This window comes from Bacillus sp. FSL W8-0519, assembly GCF_038005585.1.
In the GTDB taxonomy this organism is placed as follows: Bacteria; Bacillota; Bacilli; order Bacillales; family Bacillaceae_G; genus Bacillus_A; species Bacillus_A paranthracis.
In genome coordinates this window covers 1,140,083-1,164,881 of record NZ_JBBOTL010000001.1, presented here as the reverse complement: position 1 = coordinate 1,164,881, position 24,799 = coordinate 1,140,083, and the positions used below count along the sequence as shown (strand labels likewise).

The 24,799-nt window shown below is 34.4% G+C and carries 25 protein-coding genes; 7 read left to right on the top strand and 18 right to left on the bottom strand.

The window, feature by feature from the left end; translation table 11 throughout:
* Positions 1–11: 11 nt before the first annotated feature.
* The 11 genes from NST14_RS06035 to NST14_RS05985 all read right to left on the bottom strand — a co-directional run bounded on the left by NST14_RS06035 (position 12) and on the right by NST14_RS05985 (position 8,995).
* Positions 12–767: an Imm26 family immunity protein gene (locus NST14_RS06035; RefSeq protein WP_000446713.1), complete on the bottom strand. Its 756-nt coding sequence runs from the start codon at positions 765–767 to the stop codon at positions 12–14.
* 164 nt (positions 768–931) lie between these two features.
* The gene (locus tag NST14_RS06030; RefSeq protein WP_000382049.1) at positions 932–1,534 is read right to left on the bottom strand and encodes a hypothetical protein; all 603 of its coding nucleotides are present in this window, start codon (positions 1,532–1,534) and stop codon (positions 932–934) included.
* 115 nt (positions 1,535–1,649) lie between these two features.
* Positions 1,650–2,174 carry a hypothetical protein gene (locus NST14_RS06025; protein ID WP_001008521.1) on the bottom strand — a complete coding sequence of 175 codons (525 nt, stop codon included), beginning with the start codon at positions 2,172–2,174 and terminating at the stop codon, positions 1,650–1,652.
* A 43-nt stretch (positions 2,175–2,217) separates the two neighbouring features.
* Positions 2,218–2,463 (bottom strand): hypothetical protein, encoded by a 246-nt coding sequence (locus NST14_RS06020; protein ID WP_000282232.1) that lies wholly within the window; start codon positions 2,461–2,463, stop codon positions 2,218–2,220.
* Positions 2,464–2,644: 181 nt separating this feature from the next.
* The gene (locus tag NST14_RS06015) at positions 2,645–3,142 is read right to left on the bottom strand and encodes a barstar family protein (protein WP_048557258.1); all 498 of its coding nucleotides are present in this window, start codon (positions 3,140–3,142) and stop codon (positions 2,645–2,647) included.
* A gap of 263 nt (positions 3,143–3,405) precedes the next feature.
* Complete coding sequence (locus tag NST14_RS06010; protein ID WP_048557259.1) at positions 3,406–4,431, bottom strand: S-layer homology domain-containing protein; 1,026 nt, start codon at positions 4,429–4,431, stop codon at positions 3,406–3,408.
* 89 nt (positions 4,432–4,520) lie between these two features.
* Positions 4,521–4,772 (bottom strand): hypothetical protein, encoded by a 252-nt coding sequence (locus tag NST14_RS06005; protein ID WP_000435472.1) that lies wholly within the window; start codon positions 4,770–4,772, stop codon positions 4,521–4,523.
* 112 nt (positions 4,773–4,884) lie between these two features.
* Positions 4,885–6,417 carry a fatty acid--CoA ligase family protein gene (locus NST14_RS06000; RefSeq protein WP_001055186.1) on the bottom strand — a complete coding sequence of 511 codons (1,533 nt, stop codon included), beginning with the start codon at positions 6,415–6,417 and terminating at the stop codon, positions 4,885–4,887.
* Positions 6,418–6,578: 161 nt separating this feature from the next.
* The gene (locus tag NST14_RS05995) at positions 6,579–7,007 is read right to left on the bottom strand and encodes a hypothetical protein (protein WP_000832616.1); all 429 of its coding nucleotides are present in this window, start codon (positions 7,005–7,007) and stop codon (positions 6,579–6,581) included.
* A gap of 254 nt (positions 7,008–7,261) precedes the next feature.
* Positions 7,262–8,251 carry a lipoate--protein ligase gene (locus NST14_RS05990; protein WP_000897258.1) on the bottom strand — a complete coding sequence of 330 codons (990 nt, stop codon included), beginning with the start codon at positions 8,249–8,251 and terminating at the stop codon, positions 7,262–7,264.
* 9 nt (positions 8,252–8,260) lie between these two features.
* The gene (locus tag NST14_RS05985) at positions 8,261–8,995 is read right to left on the bottom strand and encodes an MBL fold metallo-hydrolase (protein ID WP_000784661.1); all 735 of its coding nucleotides are present in this window, start codon (positions 8,993–8,995) and stop codon (positions 8,261–8,263) included.
* Positions 8,996–9,175: 180 nt separating this feature from the next.
* Here NST14_RS05985 and yhfH point away from each other — a divergent pair, with 180 nt between their 5' ends.
* The gene (yhfH, locus tag NST14_RS05980) at positions 9,176–9,304 is read left to right on the top strand and encodes a protein YhfH (RefSeq protein ID WP_000567010.1); all 129 of its coding nucleotides are present in this window, start codon (positions 9,176–9,178) and stop codon (positions 9,302–9,304) included.
* Between the two features lie 39 nt (positions 9,305–9,343).
* Here yhfH and NST14_RS05975 read toward each other — a convergent pair whose 3' ends face one another.
* A complete protein-coding gene (locus NST14_RS05975; RefSeq protein WP_048557260.1) occupies positions 9,344–10,357 on the bottom strand; it encodes a LacI family DNA-binding transcriptional regulator in 1,014 nt (337 codons plus the stop codon).
* Between the two features lie 197 nt (positions 10,358–10,554).
* On the opposite strand from NST14_RS05975, the gene NST14_RS05970 reads away from it, so the two are divergent.
* The 4 genes from NST14_RS05970 to NST14_RS05955 all read left to right on the top strand — a co-directional run bounded on the left by NST14_RS05970 (position 10,555) and on the right by NST14_RS05955 (position 14,660).
* Positions 10,555–11,496: a helix-turn-helix transcriptional regulator gene (locus NST14_RS05970; RefSeq protein WP_001082268.1), complete on the top strand. Its 942-nt coding sequence runs from the start codon at positions 10,555–10,557 to the stop codon at positions 11,494–11,496.
* 84 nt (positions 11,497–11,580) lie between these two features.
* Complete coding sequence (locus tag NST14_RS05965; RefSeq protein WP_000713022.1) at positions 11,581–12,081, top strand: DinB family protein; 501 nt, start codon at positions 11,581–11,583, stop codon at positions 12,079–12,081.
* Between the two features lie 583 nt (positions 12,082–12,664).
* Positions 12,665–13,402 carry a hypothetical protein gene (locus tag NST14_RS05960; protein ID WP_000733102.1) on the top strand — a complete coding sequence of 246 codons (738 nt, stop codon included), beginning with the start codon at positions 12,665–12,667 and terminating at the stop codon, positions 13,400–13,402.
* Between the two features lie 64 nt (positions 13,403–13,466).
* Complete coding sequence (locus NST14_RS05955) at positions 13,467–14,660, top strand: hypothetical protein (protein WP_229142910.1); 1,194 nt, start codon at positions 13,467–13,469, stop codon at positions 14,658–14,660.
* A gap of 31 nt (positions 14,661–14,691) precedes the next feature.
* On the opposite strand, the gene NST14_RS05950 is transcribed toward NST14_RS05955, so the two are convergent.
* From NST14_RS05950 to NST14_RS05935, 4 genes are all read right to left on the bottom strand, one after another.
* Entirely contained in the window at positions 14,692–14,997 is a 306-nt protein-coding gene (locus NST14_RS05950) for a DUF2087 domain-containing protein (RefSeq protein WP_000138195.1), read from the bottom strand.
* Positions 14,998–15,035: 38 nt separating this feature from the next.
* On the bottom strand, positions 15,036–15,248 hold the full coding sequence (locus NST14_RS05945) for a hypothetical protein (RefSeq protein ID WP_002163726.1): 213 nt from the start codon (positions 15,246–15,248) through the stop codon (positions 15,036–15,038).
* 143 nt (positions 15,249–15,391) lie between these two features.
* Positions 15,392–18,205: a YhgE/Pip family protein gene (locus tag NST14_RS05940; protein ID WP_074532249.1), complete on the bottom strand. Its 2,814-nt coding sequence runs from the start codon at positions 18,203–18,205 to the stop codon at positions 15,392–15,394.
* 215 nt (positions 18,206–18,420) lie between these two features.
* Positions 18,421–18,993 (bottom strand): TetR/AcrR family transcriptional regulator, encoded by a 573-nt coding sequence (locus NST14_RS05935; RefSeq protein ID WP_000963374.1) that lies wholly within the window; start codon positions 18,991–18,993, stop codon positions 18,421–18,423.
* 474 nt (positions 18,994–19,467) lie between these two features.
* Here NST14_RS05935 and NST14_RS05930 point away from each other — a divergent pair, with 474 nt between their 5' ends.
* Positions 19,468–20,313 (top strand): membrane protein, encoded by an 846-nt coding sequence (locus NST14_RS05930; protein WP_000984141.1) that lies wholly within the window; start codon positions 19,468–19,470, stop codon positions 20,311–20,313.
* Positions 20,314–20,367: 54 nt separating this feature from the next.
* Here NST14_RS05930 and NST14_RS05925 read toward each other — a convergent pair whose 3' ends face one another.
* Positions 20,368–20,667 carry a hypothetical protein gene (locus NST14_RS05925; RefSeq protein ID WP_229142909.1) on the bottom strand — a complete coding sequence of 100 codons (300 nt, stop codon included), beginning with the start codon at positions 20,665–20,667 and terminating at the stop codon, positions 20,368–20,370.
* Positions 20,668–20,819: 152 nt separating this feature from the next.
* Positions 20,820–23,186, bottom strand: a complete 2,367-nt coding sequence (locus tag NST14_RS05920) for a DUF6359 domain-containing protein (protein WP_229142908.1) — start codon at positions 23,184–23,186, stop codon at positions 20,820–20,822.
* A 241-nt stretch (positions 23,187–23,427) separates the two neighbouring features.
* Here NST14_RS05920 and NST14_RS05915 point away from each other — a divergent pair, with 241 nt between their 5' ends.
* Complete coding sequence (locus NST14_RS05915; RefSeq protein WP_000453738.1) at positions 23,428–24,780, top strand: DUF4026 domain-containing protein; 1,353 nt, start codon at positions 23,428–23,430, stop codon at positions 24,778–24,780.
* The last annotated feature ends 19 nt before the right edge of the window (positions 24,781–24,799 follow it).

Here is a 24,799-nt window from a genome sequence, read left to right as displayed (position 1 = left end):
AGTTGCTATCCTCAGTTATACTCAATTATAAAATTTCTATTATCAGATATCTCTTCTACAAACTTTTGTTTCTTTTCTAACTTGTATTCTATGCAGAAATCTATTAAATGAGCAGTAGACCAAGTCACATTTCGAACTGGGTTTTTCCTAGTGTTTTCATTTATTTCTCCCATTATTTCCATATCAACAATAACCTTAAGAGTATAATCGTCAAATACCATTCCATTAAGCATCAATGCTGTCAAAATGTTAGCATTATCGATCTCCTCCTTAGTAGGTACTGTTTTCAAATGCAAATCGAATATAACACATAAAGGAAACACGTCTTCCATCAATTCAACAATTTGTCCGAAAAAATATGTTTCATTTGGTAAAGAGATAGAAAATACATCCCCAGCTTTCCATTTTTGTTTTTTAGGTCGTTTCCAAGATTCAATGAACTGTTTATACTCTCTTTTATTCTCAAATGTAAATTCTTCGTCTATAAGCTTATTCACCAAAATCGTAACTTGTAACATTGTCTTTCCATTTGTTGAATATATCTCTACACAATCGCTCTCTGAATCAAAACGGACTTTACCTTTTATTCCCGCTTCTTTAACTTGATTTCGTATAAAAACCATTGCATCATAATTTGTCTCTAAATCTAAAAGCCCAGCTAAATCCTCAAAAATGATATATTCTTTTGAACTAAAATCTGGTATAAACATACGTATTTTTCCGATTTGTAACGTATAATTTAATTCATTGAATAGTACTGATTCCATTTATTCTCTCCTATAACACTCTAACTGTTTTTCATTGAAACTATTTTCTTCTAATAATAAAATCCTCTCATTGATTCTACACATAAAGATTGTAAAAAATGCACCCAAAAATTCAGGTGCATTTTCATTCTCAATGTAGAAACTTCATGTTTTGCTGCTTCATTCTAATCCATAATACGTTCTTCCGCATAACAAACAAATACTTGCTTTTCCGAACGTAAAGATACTAAATAATACTCATCTTCAAAATGCCCTACTATATACCCCATTTCCCCCGCCAGTTCAATTGTTTCTTTATTGAAATATACTCTTGTCCGATCAAAATTTATATGTTTTATGATACTCTCTAACTCATTATCGTTTACTTCTTTTTCAGAGAAAAGGAACATGAGGCTCCCTTCCATACATACAGGAGAAATCACATCGAAAATATCAGTTGCAGGGTCATACTGGTTTATTAAAATTGTGCTCTTCACAATCGACTTCTTCCAGTTTAACTCTTTTAATTCTTTTTCCCAAATGTAATTTTGCACCTTTGTTAATTCCTCTTGAACCCCTTCACAATTCACTAAAATATATAAATGAAATTTCGACATCATTGTTTTCATAAATTGTTCCATGCTTGTATCAACATCAACTATATATCTATTAATTATTGATAACAAATTTAAGATTTTATCATTTTCAAAATTATCATGTTCATCTAACACTAGAAAATAGTCGTTCTTTTCTGTTGCAGGTTTGTGTATTTCGATGTATGTGTCCATGTTTTCTCCTTAAAAACAATTTTTATTTACGACTAAATTACCCTGGCATATATAAAGAGAGAAGAGCTTATATTCACTCTTCTCTCTAATATCTTTATCCATCCTTACTCTTTTTCTATATTTCTAAATTGTTACTAGCAATTGTTAATAATGCACCATCATATTGAATAAATGCACACGCCGATGAGGGGACTAATGTAATTTTCGGAACAAAACAATTCCCCATTACATACTCTATAATCTTATTTTGATTTAATTTTTTTAATTTAGTATCAACCTTTTCTCCCAAACAAATTATAGCTAACGTGTTTTCTATACTTACACTATAAAATAATTTGATAATATAAAGTACTTCTTTCTTTTGTATAGATTCAAAAACAAAGAAAACATTATCCCTGCCAAAGTCTAGCATCTTATAAAAAATATTTTTAGAATCGACTTCCTTTTTAAAATGTAATATTTCTGATTTACTTACATGTATAATGAATTGACGAATCCTCTGTTGAAAAAGCAAATTCAAATTATCAATATTAAAATCATCATTATTATGTAAATCCGTTTCATATATATCAGTAAAATCATTCACCCGATATATATTACTATCTTCTATACACTGAACTTTTTTGAATTCAAAGTTCATTTTAGTCCTCCTTATTCAGTTCTAAGCTATAAAGCGCAAAGTATTATTCAAGAGAATCTCCAAATATATCAATCCATTCCTCTAAAACTCTACCAAAATCATTAATATTATCCTGTTCATCAAAGCCTTTTTCAATTAACTCATCTGCCAAAATGTCTCTCAACTCATGGATGATTTCAATTTCTAACATACGAAAGTCTTTACAATCTACAATCCATAATAGTTCAGGTGCCTTTCTCCTTACTATCTGCTGCAATAATTCTTTTGTATCCTGCTTAAAATTATACAAGTTGACTTTTCCTTTCTATAAACAACGGCGAACTCCTCAAAGAGATTCCTCTTTTCATCTTATAATACGTTTCAACAATTACTAGCTATATTTTAAAATATTATGAACCTGTAATATTTAGAGGGATAGTTATAAAAAAGCATTGTGATTACTACCACAATGCTTTTTTATAACTGCAAATTTATTTTATAATATCAAATTCAATTATGCCTGTGGACTTAAACCTCTCAATTATATGTTTCTCTTTATTATCTATACAACAAAAAAACACATGAACAGGGGTTGGAAAAGTTATTAACTCCCCATATTCCCTACCTTCTGCCCACTCCATACACGTATCAGACAATATATTTATTAACACTTCAAAATTCTCATTGTCATTCACCAACAATTTATCTGTTTTACTAATCAAAATTACATATTGCTCAGATGTTAACCAACTTAAATCGTTTATACACTCATCAAAAGCATTCCAGTTACCACCGAAATAATCTGGGAAATTCATTTTCTTTGAGAATTCGCTAAATAACCCATTCATATCCATACATTTACTACCATCAATAGATATTAATTGGATATTCTCTTCTATTCTTAAATGTTTAGAATGATTAAATTCATTTATAAATAGTAAATGTATAAATGGAGGAGTTAACGATTTTATTTTATTATCAATTCGCATGATCTTATCATCCTTTTTACGTGGTAATTGAACAAAAGTTTTATAATGATTTTTTGTATAATATGCTTTTCAATTTTGACCAATTACAATCCTTTGCTAGACATACGCACCTGTAAAGTATACATATTGCCGAGGTCCATTTCCACTAATAACGGATTAATATTATCCTCTACACTATCCTATCAATAATTGACACATAAAAAAGCACACAATCCATTCACAAAAGTGAACGTTGTGCGCCTTCATTTCTCAGTCTATTTCATTTATTTCTTCAACTTATCCGCCTTCGCAATAAATTGTGCTGCTTCCGCACGACTTACCGCTTTATTTGGAGCCCAGCCATTATCTGTTCCAATTGAAATCTTTTCTTGGATTAAAATATTGGCATACTTCGCACCCCAATGATTGTTTAAGTCAGCAAATTCTTTCGGTAGTTTTATATTTTCATTTCTTTCTAATTTATATGCATTTACTAACATAGAAGCCATTGATGCACGGTTAATTAACCCGCCCGGATTAAAGTTTCCCTTCTCATCACCTTTTACAATACCTGCTTTTTCAACAGCAGCAATATACGGCGTTGCCCAGTGATTTTGTGCATCAGGGAATGATGGCTTTGCATCTTTCTTAATTTCTAATCCTAAAACAGTTGCTACTATTTTTGCAGCGGAACTACGATCAATATTTTCAGCTGGTGCAAATGTACCATCTGGCTTACCGTGTACTGCTTCTTTATCTACTAAATATTGAACTGATTCTTGTGCCCATGCTGGTACGTCAGAGAATTTAGGCTTCTGTTCAATTGCACTCGCATCGATTTCAAACTGTACTTGATATGTATGATCATATTTAATTGCTGGAATTAATATATGCATTTGCATATTATATTTTTTCGAAAACTCATCAATTTCAAATTGAACAACTTTCGTACCGTTATTTGCTTTATCTTCGGAAATTACTTTTACATCATGGAATGTCCCTAATTTTTTCGGATCTTCTACTCTAAGATACTGGAAATAGCTACTATCTTGAACTGTTAACGTAACGATTTTTTTATCACCTTGAATCGTTACTTTTGCATTCTTTAAATATGTAGACGCAACAGATGTATCATTCGTTTGATCTTTATAAGTCTTTAAAATAACGTCATACGTGCCATCTGCTAATTTGCTAGCTGCTTTCATTTCTACTACCGCTTCTGCTTTCGCAATCGGTGCCATCATACCGCTAAATGGAACTACTAACGTTGCTGCTATAACAAATGCATTCATATATTTTTTCTTAATCATTATCAATATGACATCTCCCTTTATATAAATATACTTAACACAACTATCATATTGATAATGATTATCAATGTCAAATAAAAATAATACTATTATTTCCTACATAAGTACGCTTTCCGCTCATTTTTAAAAAGTAAATAATGCGCTGTATGAACTTTCCGTTCTAAATAATCGATAGAATACGAGCTTGATGGATCAACTAAATCACCTATCGCTCCTGAAAGGTGATCAATGACTTGCTGCAAAACCTCTAAGTTTTTCTTCTCACTTTCAGCATTCATTTCATCCATAATGTCACAAATAAGATACTGCACTCGCCGTAAACGTAATTCCTTCTGTTCCACTTATATCTCCTCCTTATTAGTCATATTACGGTTTAAATATATGGCACCATAGCTTAACCAATGCTAAAAAATAGAAAGGCAACCATCTTCATAAAGATGGTTGCCCCTAGATTTAAACTTGCATCGCTTTTTCTCTCAAAGCTCTTCTCAGCAACTTGCCTGTCGTATTCTTCGGCAGTTCTGTTAAAAATTCAATACTCTTTGGTACTTTATATTTTGCTAAATGTAATGTGCAGTAATGCATCAGTTCTTCTTCTGTTACGTTCGTTTGTTTCAGAACGACGTACGCTCGCACTGCTTCTCCTAAGTTTTCATCAGGAACACCGATTACGACAACTTCCGCCACTGATTCGTGCATGTACAATACTTCCTCTACTTCACGAGGATATACGTTATAGCCGCCAACTAAGACGATATCCTTTTTGCGATCAACGATATAGAAGTAACCTTCTTCATCCATTTTTGCTAAGTCACCTGTATACAACCAGCCGTCCTTTAATGTCGCAGCTGTATCTTCTGGTGCGTTATAATATCCTTTCATAACGTTAGGCCCGCGAACAATTAATTCGCCGACTGCTCCGACAGGTACTTCTTCCCCAAGTTCATTTACAATTTTATTTTCTACATGCCAAATATTTGTACCGATTGACCCTGGCTTACGCGGACGATCTAGTGGATTAAAACAAGTAACTGGTGATGCTTCTGATAAACCATATCCTTCTGAAACGATAACGTCAAAACGTTGTTCAAAGTTTTGCAGAAGAGCAACAGGCATTGAAGCACCACCTGAAATACAAAGGCGAAGCGTCTTCACATCTTCTGCGCTTGCTTCTTCGAATAAATATAAATAATTATACATTGTCGGTACACCGGCAAAAATCGTCGGTTCGTACGTGCGGCAAATACGGAATACTTCTTTCGGGCTAAATTTCGGTAACATTAAAATCGTTGCCCCGTTCACAATCGGTGCATTGACCGCCACTGTTAAACAGAATACGTGGAACATTGGCAGTGCCGCAACGACGCGATCATCAGCCGTATATTGTAAATACGATGCCACATCGCTCGCATTACTATATAAATTTTTATGCGTTAACATAGCGCCTTTCGGTTTTCCAGTTGTGCCCGAAGTGTATAGAATAACCGCTACATCTTCTTCATCTAGTTCTGGGCCTTCGTAAGTTACATCTCCAGCCCCTATCATTGTAGTAAACGTTTTCATTTTTTCGGTTTCTGTATGGTTAAAATCTGATGAGGTTTCGCATATGATGATGTTTTCAAGTGAAGGAAGTCTTGTTGTAAGAGATTGTATAACAGGTAGAAGGACGTCGAGTACGATAATTGTTTTTACATCTCCATTTTGTAAAATGTAATGCATTTCGTCTGCTGTATAAATTGGATTAACTGGAATAACAGTTGCTCCCGCTTTCATTGTTCCGTATAAACCGACCAAAAAATGTGGTGAATTTCCAACAACTAATGCAACATTGTCCCCTTTTCCAATGCCCATTTCTGCTAAATTGCTAGAAAACCTTGTGACCATTTTGTTTAATTGGTCATATGAGACCGACTGATCCATAAATATATAAGCCGGTTTATCCCCCTTCTTTTTCGCCGTTTCAGCCAAAGATTGAACGAGATTCACACAAACCCCACCTTTATAAAATTTAGAATATTTAAAAATTCTAAATTAATTATATTAAAAGAAAATTAAAGTGGCAAGTGTTATTCCATTAACTGCATATAAACAGATCACCTCCTCTTCATTTACTTTGGAAGGATAAGGGAATTTTATTTGCAAGTAATTTATGAAACTAAACCAAAAATCATTTTAGGATAATATGCACTCATCTTTTCTCTAAGTTTAGTAAGTTCCTCTTTATTTAACGTCGTATGCTCTCCAAACAAGTTAATCGCGTCCGCTCCATCTTCATGAAAATACACCGTAACATATAGTGCCGGTAACCCTGCATTGTCTTCATCTATTGAAAAGACGACATCTGGTGTCTTATTAACAGTGCTGAATGTTTCATTTCTTTTCCACTTCTTATTTTGAAACATGTCTTGTATTTCCTGTATCTTTCGTCTGTTATCTGTATGCGTAAAATATATAACATTATCTTTCGCTGGTTTTCCAATCGATAAAAGTATGCGACTTGAGGACGTTTCATCGTTACAAGCTGCTATTCCAATAACGAAGCTGAGCAATAATACAACGTACATTACTCTTTTCATTTCGATCCGCCTCCTTTTGAATATGTATATTCTTTTATAAGAGGCAGATGTCCTGTGATTTTATCGTATATAAAATTATATCGGCGATTTTTCAGATATATCAGCGCAACTCGAAATATATCGGCGATTTTCCAAATATATCGACCGCAACTCGAAATATATCAGCGATTTTTAAAATATATCGACTTACCGACAAAACGTGACAATCTACGCAAAAAGAAAGAGGCTGCCAGTTACGGTAGCCTCCCTTATTTTTAGAAGAACAAATGTAAGAAATCTTCTGTTGTAATATTACCGAAGTAACGTGCGATATCTACGCCTTCTAAAGCTGCAGTGAATGCATCTTTATCAAATTGTACGCCTGTTAGACGTTCTTCAATATCATGCACATCTAGTGAACCGAAGAAGTCACCGTAAATTTTACATTCTGTTACTGTTCCTTTTTTCACTTCAAGACGAACGTCAACTTGTCCAACTGGGAAGCGGTGTGAATGTTGTAAGTTGAACTTCGGAGATTTTCCATAGTTCCAGTCCCAATTGCGGTAGCGCTCTTCAGAAAGTTTGTGGATTTCTTTCCAATCCTCTTCTGTTAATTCATACGTTGGGATTTCTGTTTCTCCTTCAAAAATTGTTTCTAGAAGAAGTTGTCTAAACTCTTCTGTCGTCATTTCTTCGTTTAGGAACTCTGTAATGTTCGCAACGCGGCTACGGATTGATTTAATTCCTTTGGATTGGATCTTATCCATTTTTACTTTCAGTGCTGATACGACGTGATCGATTTCAGAGTCAAATAGTAACGTACCGTGACTGAACATACGACCTTTCGTTGAGAACTGCGCGTTACCTGAAATTTTTCTGCCTTCAGCTAAAATGTCGTTACGACCACTTAGTTCTGCATTTACGCCTAATTTACCAAGCGCTTTCGTTACAGGCTCTGTGAATTTTTTGAAGTTGCTGAAACTGTCTCCATCATCTTTCGTAATAAAACTGAAGTTTAAGTTTCCTAAATCATGATATACTGCGCCTCCGCCTGATAGACGACGAACGACATGAATACCTTTTTCTTTTACGTAATCTGCATTAATTTCTTCTACTGTGTTTTGGTTTTTACCAATGATAATCGAAGGTTCATTAATGTAGAAAAGTAAATATGTTTCGTTAATATCTAAATTCTTCACACAATATTCTTCAATCGCTAAGTTTATTCTAGGATCTGTAATCCCTTTATTATCAATAAATAACATCGTATCACCTCATGAGTTCCATACGTAGCCACTATGCGCTAGCGTAATATGGCCACTGAAAATTTGTTTTGCTTCTGTTACTAAATCAGCTGGATTGCCTGTATGCGGTAAGTGCGTTAATAAAAGTTCTTTTACATTCGCATCTTTCGCAATACTTGCTACTTCTGTACTATTCATATGCCCTGCTTTTGCAGCCTCTTGATGTGCATACATATTACACTCACAAATGAAAAGATCAGCATCTTTTGTGAATGGAATAAATTCAGGAATATAACTGGAATCTGCGCTATATACTACAGCGTCATTACCTGCTGTAATACGCATCGCAAAGCATGTAACAGGATGAACAGTTTTTAAGAATGAGATCGAGAACGGTCCAACTTGAAGTGTTTCTTCTGGATTGTACGCGATTCCTTTCGTATGCGGTTCATGCGTTAAAGAATGGAATCCACTCTCATCAAACGTATGACCGTATATTGGTAGTTCCGGTAGTTGTCCCTTTGTCGCACTCGTAATTAATCTCGCATATTGCAATACCCCAATGTCTGCAACATGATCGTGATGATAGTGCGAAAGTACAACTGCATCTATATCAGATGGTGTTATATATTTTTGAAGCTGTGCTAATACACCACTACCACAGTCTACAAGTAAACGAAAACCATCGTGTTCAAACAAATACCCCGACGTTGCTTCTCCCGCTTCTGGAAAGCCGCCCCAAAAGCCGACAACAGTCATTTTCATATGTATCCATCCTTTCTAAAACCGAGTAGAAATGCATGTTTCACTTACATTCTACATTGTTAACTATAATCCATTTCCTAAACTTTTTCATTAATTTTCAATTTTGTTATAAAACAGTTGTTGACTTTTGTTTTTTGTACTAATACAATGATAGTAAGAAATGGAAATGGAGGGATTGACATGATCGATCAACCAATGGAGTTTTTCAGAAATTTACCGACGAAAACTTGTGCGCACTGTGGGAAAGAAATTGATGAGCAACACGAAGCATACCATAACAAATGTGATGACTGCGTTCACGAAGAATAGTAGTTTGTGAACAGAAAAAAACCTAGCAGACATAGTCTACTAGGCTAATAACATCGTATCCTTCATCGTTGAACCTTTCACCAAGAGCTCCAGTTCAAACTCATACAATTCTTTTTTTCGATAATTTTTCGTATGGATTTTATCCATCATCAGGTCGACAACTTTTCGGGCCATCTCATCGATTGGCTGTTCAATTGTCGTAATACCTGGCTCTGTAATCTGTGATAAAATTTGATTATCAAAACCGATAACAGCGAGATCATCTGGAATGGTCCAGTCATGGCGTTTCGCCTCTGAAATAATTCCAGCTGCTACCTCATCGCCTCCTGCCAAAATCGCGGTAGGATTTTTTTTGTCCTTTAATACTTCATGGAATATTCGTTTTCCATCTTCCCAAGAGAAAGCGTTTTCAAGAAAATCAATCGCTTCTACTTGGCGGCTCTTCTCCGTTATTGCACGTAAAAAGCCCATTTTTCGCTGTTGGCTAACCACTTTGGTTTCGTTACCACGGCAAAAAATAAGATTACGATATCCTTGTTCTAACACATGCTTAGCAGCTATGTATGCTCCTTGCGCATGATCAAACTTCACTGTTGGAATATTTGCTTCCTCAATATATTCATTACATAACACGATTGGACCGTGTTGTAAGTATGGCTCTACATCTTCCCACGGATTTTCTAGTGAACATAGAATAATCCCATCTACTTGTTTCGTAGATAATAATTGTAAATACTCCATCTCTTTTTCCGGTAAATATCTTGTTTGACAAATAATCAGTTTATATTTATGTTCAGAAGCAGCAATCTCGATTGCTTCAATAAATCTACTGAAGAAAGGATTTGTAATCCTTGGAACTAGCACCGCAATTGTTTCCGTTTTTTGTTTACGAAGCCTTCTCGCCGCAGAATTAGGAACGAAGCCTAAATGCTTCATTGCTAATTGAACCCTTTTTTTCTTCTCATCTGAAACATATGGATGATTATTAATCACCCTAGAAACCGTTGTCCTTGATAACCCCGCTAATTTCGCCACGTCCTCTATAGTCGACACGAAATTCTCCCCCTTTGCATGAAAACGTTTTCTTAAATTGATTATATAGTATATTATTGGAAACTGCAATACGGCTTCTTATGATTTTACTATATTAATATTATACATAGGGAAAAGTATGTTAATGGGAGGGGATTTTATATTACTTTTAGAAGTTTACAGGAGGCATATTTATTAAAGATAAAAGGAGATATTTCATGAATCGGACCGATCGTTTATTAGCTATATTAATTGAATTACAAAGAAGACAAACTGTTACAGCACAAAGCTTAGCGGAAAAATTTGAGACAAGTATAAGAACGATTTATCGAGATATGGATGCACTTAACGAATCGGGTGTTCCTATTTATTCAATGCCTGGTCACGGTTATTCATTAATGGATGGTTATTTCTTGCCCCCCATTCAGCTTACGCCTGAAGAGGCTGTTACTCTTTTACTAGGCGGTGATTATATCGAGAAAACTTTCACTTCTTCTTTTTCTGTACATGCACGATCAGCAAAAGAGAAACTTGAAATTGTTCTCCCTGCTGATCAACAAAAGAAAGCCCAGGAATTACGAGAAACTTTTCGTTTCCTTTCTCCTATATTTTCACATCAGCAATCTGAACAAGAAAAACTAGAAAATCAACTTCTTCTATTGCAAGAATCTATTCAAAAAGAACAAGCTATCTCTTTTTCTTATCGGAAACCGAGAGAAACTACAAAAATAAAGCGGACCGTTCATCCTTATGGCTTAGTCAATATTTCAGGAATTTGGTACATCGTTGCCCACTGTTTACTTCGAAAACAAATACGCAATTTTCGTTTAGATCGAATGGATACATTACAGCAAGAACAAGAATTCTTTACAAAGCCGAAAGATTTTTCTTTACAAAACTATAAACCTGAAAGCAATCGGACTGTTACGGTTCATTTATTGTTTCCATCTCATATTGCACATAAGATTATTGAGTCCCGCTACTTTTTTATAGATTCATACGAGCATAGAGATAACAGTTTTCACGTTTTTTTGAAATCAAGAAACATAGACGAAGTATTTCAATGGGTATTTAGCTGGGGGAGCCAAGTGCAAGTACTTGAGCCAAAAATTCTTTCTGAGAAAATCCGTGATGAAGCAAAAAAAATGTTAAAACTTTAATTTCACTACTGACATAATGTTGTCAGTAGCCATCCTTTATATTAGGTATTAGCAAATACATTTTTATAAAAAGGGGTTAACAATATGAAGAAATTTGAGGAATTAGCAACGTATTACATAGAGGAATTAGAAAGGTACTCTATAGAACAATTTAGGACGAAGCCGTCTAGCGAAGAATGGTCCCTCGGTCAAATGTATAGTCATTTAATTGCCTCTACATATATGCAGTTAGATGCAATTGCGAAATGTAAAACTGAAACACCATCAGCAACTAACAAGAAAACGGACATGGGTGAAAAAGTATATAAACTTGGTGCTTTCCCGGATATACAAATCAAAGTACCAAATCATCCTGGATATACACCTGAAAATCCCTCTAATAAAGAAGACATACAGAAACAGCTTCTAGAATTAATTACAATTGTTAAAGACATTGAGCCAACACTTTCTTCTATCCCAAGTGATTGTAAAGTCGAACATCCTGGGCTTGGTTACTTACATGCAGCAGAATGGTTTCAACTTATTTCTATGCATTTTGCACATCATCTTCGTCAGAAAGAGCGATTAGAGAACGCAATTTCATAATTTCTCATAAAGGGAAAATGGAATCCTCCCACCAATATAGTGGGAGGAAGAATAAAATGTTTTAAAGATGGCTCAGATATTTACCTGGCCATCTTTTTAATCATGACTATTAAAATGGAACTATACAAAGTAAACTACTACTTTGTAAGAACCCTCGTTGAAAAACTGAATTGAGACAATTATATACATTACTGAAAGTGAAAGTTCAAATAAAGTACTATTTTTATTTCTCAACAAAAAAACGTAGGGAATATAACAAATTACGAATATCACGTATTATAACAAATGGTACGACTAAAGAATAATTTTTATAAAGCCCGCCATAATCATTCCCTCCTTTTATTCCTTAGACAAATATTCACACAAACTGTATTATACATTTCCATATAATTTATCTACACTTAAAAACATAATAACCTTATTTTTCAAACCTATTACAAGCCAAACTTTCTCAACAATTAATTACTAAAATACGATTTACAGCTATAAAACTATCACTTATCATTAAGGATAATTTTACCATTTAAATAAAATACAGGTAAAATTCCCAGAAAAAAAATAAATTGCACAAAGGGGATGGATTATGAAAAAGCTACATGCATTAACATTAACAATGGGGTTACTAGCTTCTACTGTGATTGTACCTACTGCTTCTCTGGCAAAAAGTGATGATTTACCTTACTTAAATGAAATCAAAAAAATGCAGCCCGATGTAAGTACACAAGAGCTAATATCTAGTATTAATGAATTAGCAAACAACACTGGGAATACAAAAGAAGCTGTTTCTGAACAGATTTATAAAGAGCTAAAAGCAGATGAAGAACAAGGCAAAAAAGAAGCAAGTAAAAAAATGAATACTTTAGGAGCTAGTGGTGGTACAGTTTCAGTTGGGAACAGCAATATGGGGGATTTCTTCTATACTGGTTCATACACTGCATACTTAAATCATGGACATGTTGGTATGTATTATAGTTCAAATACAATTGTAGAATCTGTACCAGGTGATGGCGTTCGTACAATTAGTACTACATCCCGTAAAGTAGATAAAGGAGATGCGGTAGTAAAATCCGTAAATACATCTTGGCAAAACAAAAATGATGCGGCATGGTGGGCAAAAGATCGTGTAGGTAAAGATTCATATTCTTATAATTTTGCTACAAATAGAAGTACAACACATTATGGGGCTAAAAACTGTTCTAAACTAATTTGGTCTGCTTATCAACTTCATGGCGGACTAGATTTAGATAAAGATGGCGGTGCTGGTGTATATCCACGGGATGTTCGTGACGCAAAACAAACCTCAACAATTCGTAATATTTAATACTGAAGAAAAAGTGCAACAACTATATTTGTTGCACTTCTTCTTATAAAAGGAGCTCATAACAGTGAAAAAAATAATCGTTCTTATTCTAAGCATAATTTTAATTGTAGCACTCATCTACTTTTTCTTCTTTAAAAACAATAATGTAAATTCAATATCTGAAGAAGATATTGAGAAAAAAGATTTTTTGAAAGATAAACAAGCTGTTATATATCTCTCTTCGACTGCCGATCAAGATATGGATGGCAACGGGATTAGTTATGCGATATTCATCGATAAAAATGCAAAAGCACATGGATATAAAATGAATGGTTTAGAACTCGGAGGAATAGGTGTATCTGATAACAAAAAAGAAATCGTACTAGAAAGTAAAGATAATATTAAATTTATTGGAGATGATTTTAAAAATTTTAAAATGAAATACCAACATACAGGAGATCAAAGGATATATTTAAAAAAACAAGACTTATTTGTTAACATTTACAATTCAGGTAGTAACTCATCTACTGGAAATTATGATTCGAATGTAATTTTTGGTAATCAAAAACAGATTCATAAAGGAAATATTCCTCATTATCTTATTAGCTCTGGCGTCAATACAGATGAAGTCTTAGTCTTAACTCAAGATATAGATAAAAATGAGCATAGTTTAAAAAAATTACTATTTAATGATTCAACTATGCACCTTGAAGATGTTACAACAATTAATCTTAATAAAAACATGTCGTATTCTAGTTACTCATCTATTTTAAGTGACTCAAATTTTTATTATACGATTTTAATTGAGAACGATAACTCCATTAAAGGCAAAGTATATTTATTACGCATTGATAAAAAATCATTAAAACAAGATTTAATTTTACTTTCTTCCGAGGAGAATTCCACAGCTTCCATACCATTTACAAAGAATAATTCCGCTTATCTACATAACAATGAATTATTTTTTATAAATGGACTAGGTGAGGTCATAACTTTTAATACCGAAACAAATGCAGTCAATCCTAAATTCAAAATTGATTACCATGTAACGGATGGCGTTAGATATAATGAACAAACATATTTTGAAAACGATCAATTATATGTATTACGTTATAATGAAAAGCAAGAACATAAATATTCTATAGAAACATACTCTCTAACAACCGGTAAAAAAATTAAAACTACTAAAATTAAAGATATGGATCAAATTATTACATCTGTTAAAGGTGGTAAATCCATTTACGCCTACGATTTTAAAATTTTACATCCGAATAAATAATAAAAAGCTCTGTTTTCCATAACAGAGCTTTTTATTTTAACTCCTCCCACTTCGTCCACATTTCTCTCCCATTTATACGGTACATATTATCCTCTCTGTCCATAAACCCCTGCACAATAAACTCGCGTCTAATCGTACAAAAATCGTCATGATATTGTTTGATGAATGCATTGATTTCTTTTTCCGTATACTGATTCTCCGCATTTAACTTGCTAATTAAATACTCTAACAATACTAACTTTTTCTTCTTTTGACCTGGAATTGATTTTAGGCGGTCCTCTTTATCAAAAAAGTTACGAATAGTTGTATCTCTGAATTTGATTTCATTTTCGGTCATTTTGTTATCCTCCATCGGTTTTTATGTAATAAAACTCTTTATTTTTCTTTACCGTTTTTCTTCATTCTTTTACTTACAACATCCATAAAGTAATACCCGCTAATAAGCACATAGTAAACTACAAGTATTCCTAGTGCATCTTTCATATTTATATATTTTTCTTTATGAAACAAGATAGGTGAAAGGGCGTAAACAAGAAAGATGATTAGCGGATTTAAGATAAAATAATAAGTAAGCTTTCCTTTCATCATATCAGCTCCTCTATTCTAGTTTTCTCTTTAAATTGTTGTAATTCCTTTTCTTTCGTTTCTATAGTTTTTAGACAGATTCATATCCGAACTACAAAAAAGATGCCCTGCATTACAATAAAAAAGCACCAAAAAGGTGCTTTTTTCTACGCTTCAACCGATTGATTTTCAGCAATATTTTTAAACTGTCGTTTGTGCATCCAAGTTAATGAAGCAATTGTTCCAAGTGATAACACAACGATAAAGATCATGAGTATTCCTATGTTTTGCCACATGAAGTTAAAGTCTCCGCTTGATACGACTGCTTTCAGCCCTGATACAGAGTATGTCATCGGTAGCCAAGCATTGAATGGTTGTAAAAACTTCGGAATCAATTCTAGTGGGAATGTTCCAGCACTTGTTGTAAGCTGAATAATTAATGTGATGATGGCGATGAAACGCCCTGCATCACCGAATGCTGTTACTAAACATTGAATTAATGCGATAAACGCTAAACTTGTAACGATGCTAAAGAGTATGAAATAAGGAATACTTTGTACTTCTACACCTAATCCAAACAGTAATATAACATCAGCTACTACTGCTTGAATAATACCGACTGATAGTAATACGCCGAACTTACTAATAAACCAACTAAATCCTGATTTCGGAACACCAACTGTGTCACGTAATGGATATACGATAGATAATAGTAATGCCCCAACGAATAAACCGAGTGATAAGAAATACGGTGTGAATCCAGTTCCGTAGTTTGGAACTTCCGCCATTTTCTCCGTCTTCACTTTTACAGGACTTGCAAACATATCATACGTTTTATCCGTTCCTTTTACTTCACCAGTTTTCTCTGCCCCTTCGCCAAGTTTCTCAGCAAGTTCACCTGAACCGTCGTTTACTTTTACAAGGCCATCCGTTACTTTCCCGGAACCGTCTGCTAGTTTATTAACGCCGTCGATTAGCTGGGTTGAGCCGGTTGACATTTTATTTAGACCACCATTTAGCGTACCTATGCCAGTTGTTACTTGACCAGAGCCATCTGCTAGTTGATTTACACCACCTGCCATTTGGTTTGCTCCTACAGATAATGTACCTAAACCGCCTGTTACTTGGCTTGAGCCATCTGCTAGTTGATTTACACCACCTGCCATTTGGTTTGCTCCTGTAGATAATTCACCTAAACCGCCTGTCACTTGACCAGAGCCATCTACTAATTGAGTTACACCACCTGTCATTTGGTTTGCTCCTACAGATAATTTCCCTAATCCTATTGTCACTTTTCCAGATCCACTTTGTAATTGAGTTGCGCCATCAATTAATTGAACTGATCCCTCTTTTAATTTATCAGCACCTCTTTTTGTATCTCCTAACCCTTCACCAAAATCCTGAAACGTACTAACAAATTTCGCTTGTTCATTCGTTAGTTTCTCAATACCCTCCGTTAAAGCTTTCACCCGTTTTGGATTTGGTAATTCGCTTTGTACTCCACTTGTCGTTTGTTGTATTTCACCTTTTAATTGTTTTACTTCTGCATTTAATTTATTTGTTCCACCTGCAACTCCAACAGCTTTTTGTTGCACTGTCGCTGTACTTTTTGCCGCACTTGTTATAAAGGGTTGCAACTGATCTTGATATTCTTTTGGTAAACTCTCGATTTGCTTTTGCAAATTTGCTACATCTTGCGCTGCAGTTTGTGCATCCTCTGCTGTTGATTGCGTGAATTCATTTAACTGATTTACTTTTTCTCCAGCCTCATTTATTTTCTCATTTACCTTATTTAATGTAGAAGGAGCTTTTGACTGCATTTCCTCTAAACCTGCAATAGAGTTTTGTACGTTACTATTTAACTCCTGCAATCCCTTTTGAATCCCTTGAGACCATTTCTCTAATTGGCTTTGTCCCTCAACAACTTTTCCCATACCATTTGATAGATCGGTTGTTCCTGCTTTTAATTCGCCAGATTTACTTACCAATTTGTTCAAACCACCAGTCACTTGCTCAGATCCATCACGTAATTCGTCAATTCCTTTTTTCATTTCATCCGTTTTTCCATTTAACGTATTCAAACCTGCTGTTACTTTCTGAGATCCATCTTGTAATTTCTCTATACCTACCTGCATTTCACCCGTTTTGCTATTTAACGTATTCAAACCTACTGTTACTTTCTGAGATCCATCTTGTAATTTCCCTATACCTACCTGCATCTCACCCGTTTTGCTATTTAACGTATTTAAACCTGCTGTCACTTTTCCGGATCCATCTTGTAACTTATTAGATCCATCTGCTAATTTCTGAACTCCATCCTTCATCTCCCCAGACTTCCCTTGAAGTGTATGAAGTCCATCCGTCACTTTACTTGAACCATCATGCAGCTCATTTGATCCGTCATGTAGTTTACTTGCACCTTCCGCCCCATCTGCTAATCCTTTTGAGACGTCTTGAATGGAATCAAACATTTTCTCTGCATATGTTTTCGTTAACGTACTTGCTACTTCACCTTTAATTTTTTCAATGGCTGTTCCGCCAATTTGTGAAGATAAGAAGTTTAAGCTTTCGTTTGGAATATATTCTAAGTTTAATGGTTTCGGTTCATCTTTTAATAATGTTGTAGCGTTACTTGAGAAGTCATCTGGAATGCGTACTAACATGTAATACTTTCTGCCTTCCATTCCTTTTTTCGCTTCTTTTTCACTTACAAATTCCCATTTAAAACTGGTATTATCTTTTAAATTATCAACAAGCCCTTTTCCGACCTCAATTGGTTTTCCGTCAAATACTGCACCTTTATCTAAATTGACTACCGCAACTGGTAAATCATCTAACTGTTTATACGGATCCCAAAAGGCCCATAAAAACATACCTGCATATAAAATTGGTACGAATAGAACCGCGATAATTGGAATTAATATTTTTTTACTTTTTATAATTTGTGTGAACTCTTTACGAAGTAACTGATTTCCTTTCATCATTTCTCCCCCTTTTCAAAATGACCATATTGTTCAATTGGTCACTTTTACCCAAACAAAAAGGCTATACTGATTCATACATATGCCTTATCCCCGAATTTATACTATGCAACTGTTCCTTACTATGAAGTGAATATTTCTATTATCCCTCCTAAATTAAATATATGACCACCTTGTTCAATCGGTCACTTTTTTATAATAATAAAAGGATTATCTTAGTTTGACAATCCTTTTAATAAATAAAATTCAAATAATTCTGCAATTTTCTCTTTTTCTAGCGGTTCATGATTTTTTTCCCAATCAAAAATAAGCGATACATATAAGCGAAGCATAATAAATGCTGTAATTTCTGGATCACATTTGCTAATTTCACCTTTATCAATCGCAATCTTTAAATAGGATTGAATGACAGAAACGATTTCCACATCTACTTGTTGCATCACTTCTTGTACTTCTTTCGTTCCCATATCGCGCTCTTCTTGAATTAACTTAATCATGAGCTGATGTTCTTTTCTGAATTCTAATATGCTATATAATGCTCTATGTACATTTTCAAAAAATGAAACATCTGAACGAATTGCATTTTCTGCAACTTGCTTCATTTCTGTAATTAAATTAGAAATAATCTCGCCAAATAGCTCTTCTTTATTTTTGAAAAAAGTATAAATCGTCCCTTTTCCTACATTCGCTAACTTCGCTACTTGATCCATCGTTGTTGCTTTATAACCGAATGCTGAAAAAGACTTTGTTGCAGCCTCAATAATAGAACGTTTTCGATCTATCGCCACATCGTCACCTCCAAAAATGACCAATTGGATAATATAGTCAATTAGTACATCTTTGATATTACCACACGCTTACATTCTATACAAGTTCTCTTTTTTATTATTTCCAGTATAAAAAATTCCAGTCAAATTGTATCATACTGTCCATAGTTTATCAGAAGAAAAGAGAAAAGGAAAAGGTGTTCTTGAGATATACAGCTAAACCTTACTTCCCAACAACAAATTTCTCTTTTTTTAAATAATCAAATAAAAAAACAAGAAAATCTTTACATTTAATAGTAATATAGAAAATAGACAAGTTTATCCGACTTTAACGGGCAGTAAGACCCTACCTCAAAATTCAGCGAAAGCAAAGAATTTAGGTGGGGATCGAGCTGTCCATAAAAGTCCGATTGGTGAAGACTAATAATCAGTGGGGGATGAAGCCCCCACTGATTAAAGTTTCACTTTATCAAAACAGTGGAGGCTTTTTCAGTCATGATGCGTGCACTTCGTTTAAATATAAAGCAAGCTTTTTGTAATCGTGTTTCTTTAATTATTATGTTTAGTGGATTCATTCTTATTTGTATTTATCATTATTATTATGTCATTCGTTATTTAGGGGACGCTGCAAGCGGACCTATATCAACAGATATAAAATGGATTGGATTTCGTGACAATGAAATGGATGTTTATTTATTATTAATGCCAATTATTGCGAGCCTTCCCTTTAGTACAAGTTACAACTCGGATAAATCTGATGGCTTTAAACAGTTTGTAAGTAAAGGAATTAATTTATTTTCTTATTCAATAACGAAATATATTGTTACATTCTTTTGCGGCGGACTTCTTTATACGCTTCCATTTATCTTATCTTTATTATTTTGCAAATTAACCATTCCAGACGGAGAAACGCCGGCTGGTTCAGGCATCATAAATGTTAATGGGATGTTTGCAAACTTATATGAGGCTTCTCCCATTATTTACATTACTGTATATATTGGAATTAACTTTTTATTTGCAGGTTTAATGGCTCTTTTAGGACTTGCTGCATCTGCATGGTCACAAAAAGATTATATGTCGCTTCTATTTCCATTTGCAGCTACCTCCATCCCTTACGTCCTGCTAAATACCGTCTTCCCTACAATAGGCGGAGCACCAATTCATTTATATGATCCAAAACAACCATTGGATGGAATGTCACCGTACATTTTAACGGTGCAATGTGCTTTCTTTCTTTTCGTTAGCTTACTTATGTATATACGAGGGGTAAAGCGGGATAGAAAAAAATATAGAAGAAGATTGCAAAGAAGAGATCGGTGTAGAAAATCATTTCAAGTATAATAAACCTCTAATTTCCTTACTATCTTGAAAATTAGAGGTTTATTTACTATCCTTTTATGGCGTGCCAGCCAATCCCCATAAAATAACGACCCCTACAAAATAAATCGCTTTAATACCTACAACTAAACATAATGAAATAATTGCATATTTACTTAATTCTCTCCTTGCGCCAATTAAAGTAAAAATAACTGCTAAACTAAACGTTATATAAGATGCTGCTGTATGTATTAAGTTATATATAATATCTAAATTTTGCGTAAGTCCTATTACCTCCGCTACAAATTGAAGCATGACGATTGTACTAAAAAAAATTGCAAGCTGATTTATTAATTTTCCATTTAGTTGTGCTTGCATCATTGACCCTCCTTAAAAACTAAATATTCAACCAATTTTACCATAAAACTGCAGAAGACCAATCTATATCATTCTAAAAAATCGCTTATACACTATCCTTATCTATTTTTATCAAATAAAAGAACGCTTAGTTACCTAAGCGTTCCCCTACTTTAAGATGCCTTCTTCAAATCAATTTGAGCAAGTACTGGGTCGTGATCACTTACACGTCCGTGCTCTTTCATAATGTTTGTGTTTAAGTGTACTGGATCTACGATTGTGTGCGGTGCGATGTTGTTTGTTACTAAAATATGATCTAGCACTTGTGCATTTCCTTCATGAATATACGTGTAGCGATTTTCTTTCGGCACTGTATTTAACATATTTTTCAAGATTGTTCCTTCTAGTGCTTTTAGTGGTTTAGCAAACTCAAAATCGTTCATATCCCCTAACACAACAACTGGTGCATTCGTGTTCTTTTTCTGAATTCCTTGTACGAAATGATTTACTTCTTGTGCTAATTGAACTCGTTTTTCTTCACTTTTTAATACGAGCGGCTGTACTTTTCCAAATGGTGTTGCATCTCCTATTTTTGAGTTTAAGTGATTTGCAACAACAACTAAATTTTGTCCTTGGAACGTAAATTCTGCCGCAAGCGGTTTACGTGTACTTTCAAACAATGGATTTTCGTCTCCAATACGGACAACGTTTTTATCAAGCAACTTCGGTACTGTTGCTAATTTCACGCGTGATGGGTTATAGAAGAAACCGACGCGAATGTTAGCGCCTGGTGCTCCTCCGTCTAAATTATTATTCGGAGCAATTTCTACATACTCATACTTTGGCCCGCGAATTTCTAGCACTGCATCAATGATACGTTTTGCGCTTAACAAAGCATCTGTTGTACCGTCATTAACCGTTCCGTTATTATCTTGCATTTCCTCTACACCGATAATATCCGGCATTTTTAAATTGTATTTAATAGAATACGCTAACGCTTTTACTTTTTCATCTGTTGTTTCTTTTTTATTCGCCGAGAAGTTTTCAATATTATATGTAGCAACCGTTAACTTATCAAGACGCGGCTGAATATTTGCTCCTATTTGCTTAAATCCACCGTCTACTACAGATGGTAATTCCGTTATTGGCGCAATGCGGAACGCACCGTAATCATATCCGACTACTCCTGTTATATCTCCAGTGAAAGTATCTCCTACTTTTGCTACATAATTACGAGGTACTTTTACAGAAAGACGCTCTGGGTTTAATTGATTTTCATCTAATACAGGTGTGCCATATTTCGTTACGACTTTATTTCCGCCATTTTTCACTGTTACATATAAATTCCCGTTTTTCTGAGGTGCAATAATTTTTGGCGTTGGCATCGTAACGCGCATACCTTCTATACTTTCATAAAAATCGATTGCATCTTCATTTGGATCAAATAAACCAAATGCATCATTATCGATAATTTGATCAGGAATTTTCACACCGTTTTCTCCAAGTACAATCGGTGCTGGTAAAACTTGATCTTTTGCGATTACAGCAACGCGGCTCGCTTTAATTTCCGTCGTCGTTAAGTCTGTTTCAAACCTTTCTGCATATCCAGGTCCAACATATTCTTCTACTACTCCATCAACTTGAATAAGATCTCCTACTGCTACATTCGCATCCTTTTTGTACACATACATACCTTCTGAAGTAGCTGGATCATTATCTGGCTGATTATCTTCTATATAAAAACCATTTTTATCAAGCGCTGTTACAACGCCTTCCACATTGTATACTTTCTTCCCGTTGTAAGGAGAAAGATGTGATTTTCCTTGAATATCATGAATACGAACCTGTTCATTGTTTACGATAACAAATGAAAATGTTGAAATCGCTGAAGAAGTAAGCCCTTCTTTCTCTGCAATTGCTTTAATCACACTATTTTCATTCACTACAATTTGTCCGTTATAACGAACACTTTTATTTGTAGGGTTAGAGCCATCTAACGTGTAATAGATTGTTGCTCCTTCTGTATTCGTTGTTAACGTTACTGCTGTTCCTTTCGCAACTTCTCCTCCATTCGGTGAAGCTACTACATCACTAACACGGTTTTGTTCTTCCCCTTGAAACTTATGAGCTGTTACTGATTTTAAACCTGGGCTACTAAAATATAATTCAAGCGTCCCTGTTAAACTAACTTTCTTCCCGATATTTTCAGGATGATCTTTCACGTTTACTGCCGCTCTCACATCGCCTTTTGGTAACTGAACAGGCATGATTTTGTCTGGATTCGTTTCATTTGGCGAATCAGCAATTGCTACGTTTGTATCATCAAACTTAGCCGGATCTTTCGTGTATTTCGAAGGACTTTGCGTATATCCGACGATATACCCTTCCACTGTCCCCTTCGTTTTCCCTTGCTGCTTAAATACTTGAATTGCTTTTTCTACTGACATAGAAGTAGTTTCTTCTGCTTGTACTAAAGTTCCAGTAAATGAAAGCAATAGTATGAATGATAAAAAGACACTTAACAATTTCTTCACAGCCATTTTCCTCTCCCTATTTCATATTTTCTCAGCATGTCTATCATATCAAATGATTCGTTATATAGAATGATATTTCGACAAGTTTTACAAAAAATTAATCTAATTTACTCGTTTTCAAACTATAATACAAAATAATAATTTTACACTTTCTACGAATGCACTCTATAATGTTAGAGAGAGAAAACAGAAAATATCGATATTTCATTGGCATGTAAAATGGATTCATTTGAATAGGAGTGATTGGATGGAAGTACAGACAGAAACATACCGCGCAGCTATGAATGGAACATTAGAACGTCATTTTTCAGATATGATTGCTGTTATACCGACTAGAATTACAATTGAGCAGTTAAAACAACGGCTAGAAACTATCGCTACTAAAGTTGATGAGTTAAAAGTTGTTTATAGTGATGAGACAAGCCTTATTGTTGAGTTACATATGGATGAAAATGTCATACCGTATGAACTGCATATTGATGAAACGGATGATCCAGAAGAATACAAACTATACAATAGACAAGATTCCACAATCGTAGACCGTACTTTTGAAGATGCGGCTTATGGTACTGAAATTTTCACCCGTACGCTATTTGTAGGCGATGTGCTGGACTGCTTTTTCCAGCAGTTACAGTTTTTATGGAACCTTGCGCCAGATTTGTTATTTGTAATTGATTCAAGTGCAGCAATGAAGGTAATATCTAGAAGCTATATTGAATATCACGTTGAAAATGAATTATTACCTGACATTCCTGACTTGTACGTTATTCATTCCGTTTATGAAGACGATAAAGAAGGCGAGCCTACGCAATATTGGTTTCATACACACGGCCTTTTAAGAGCGGGCGTAACAGAAATAGAATTAATTATTCCAAATCGCATTCCTTCCTACTATGGCATTGGTGACCTCTTTCAAACATTTGCGAATAATGCCGTTGAAAATGGACAAGTCCCTATGAATGAGCCTATCGTTATCGCACATAGTCAGCAAGGTTCTATACATACAGTAGCTGTGCCGTGGGAAAAAGGTTTATCTTATATTGGGCATAAAACGAGTATAGATCAATTATCTTCAATTGAGGATGAAGAAGTGAAGCTACAACCAATAGATGCACAAAACACATTCTTAGGCGGGATGGATGACCGAGATGAATACCATCAATCGCCATCTGTTCTCTTGTTCAAATTTGATACTTCAGAAGAATGTATCGAAAGCTTTTTCAAAGAACACGAGGAAGCTACAGGGCTCATGTTCTATAAAACAAATAGTGAAACGGCTCGTATGGCTTACAATGCAAAAAATACTTTCGGGTATTTCAGCAACATTTTTCAAATTGAACAATCAAATGAGGAGTTTCGTTTTCTCGCTAAGTTTGGCGTTTCCTATGAAGAGGGTAAAAGCGAGCATATGTGGTTTGAAATGCAACATATTACAGAAGACTTTATTCAAGGAATACTCATTAATGAACCATATTTTATAGAAGATATGAGTGAAGGAAATAGTTATCATTTAGATTTTGATGACTTAACGGAATGGGTTATTTATGCAGGAGATGCCGTTATAAAGCCAAATAACTTATACATGTTTATTGGTGAATAAGTAACAAAACGCCTTCAAT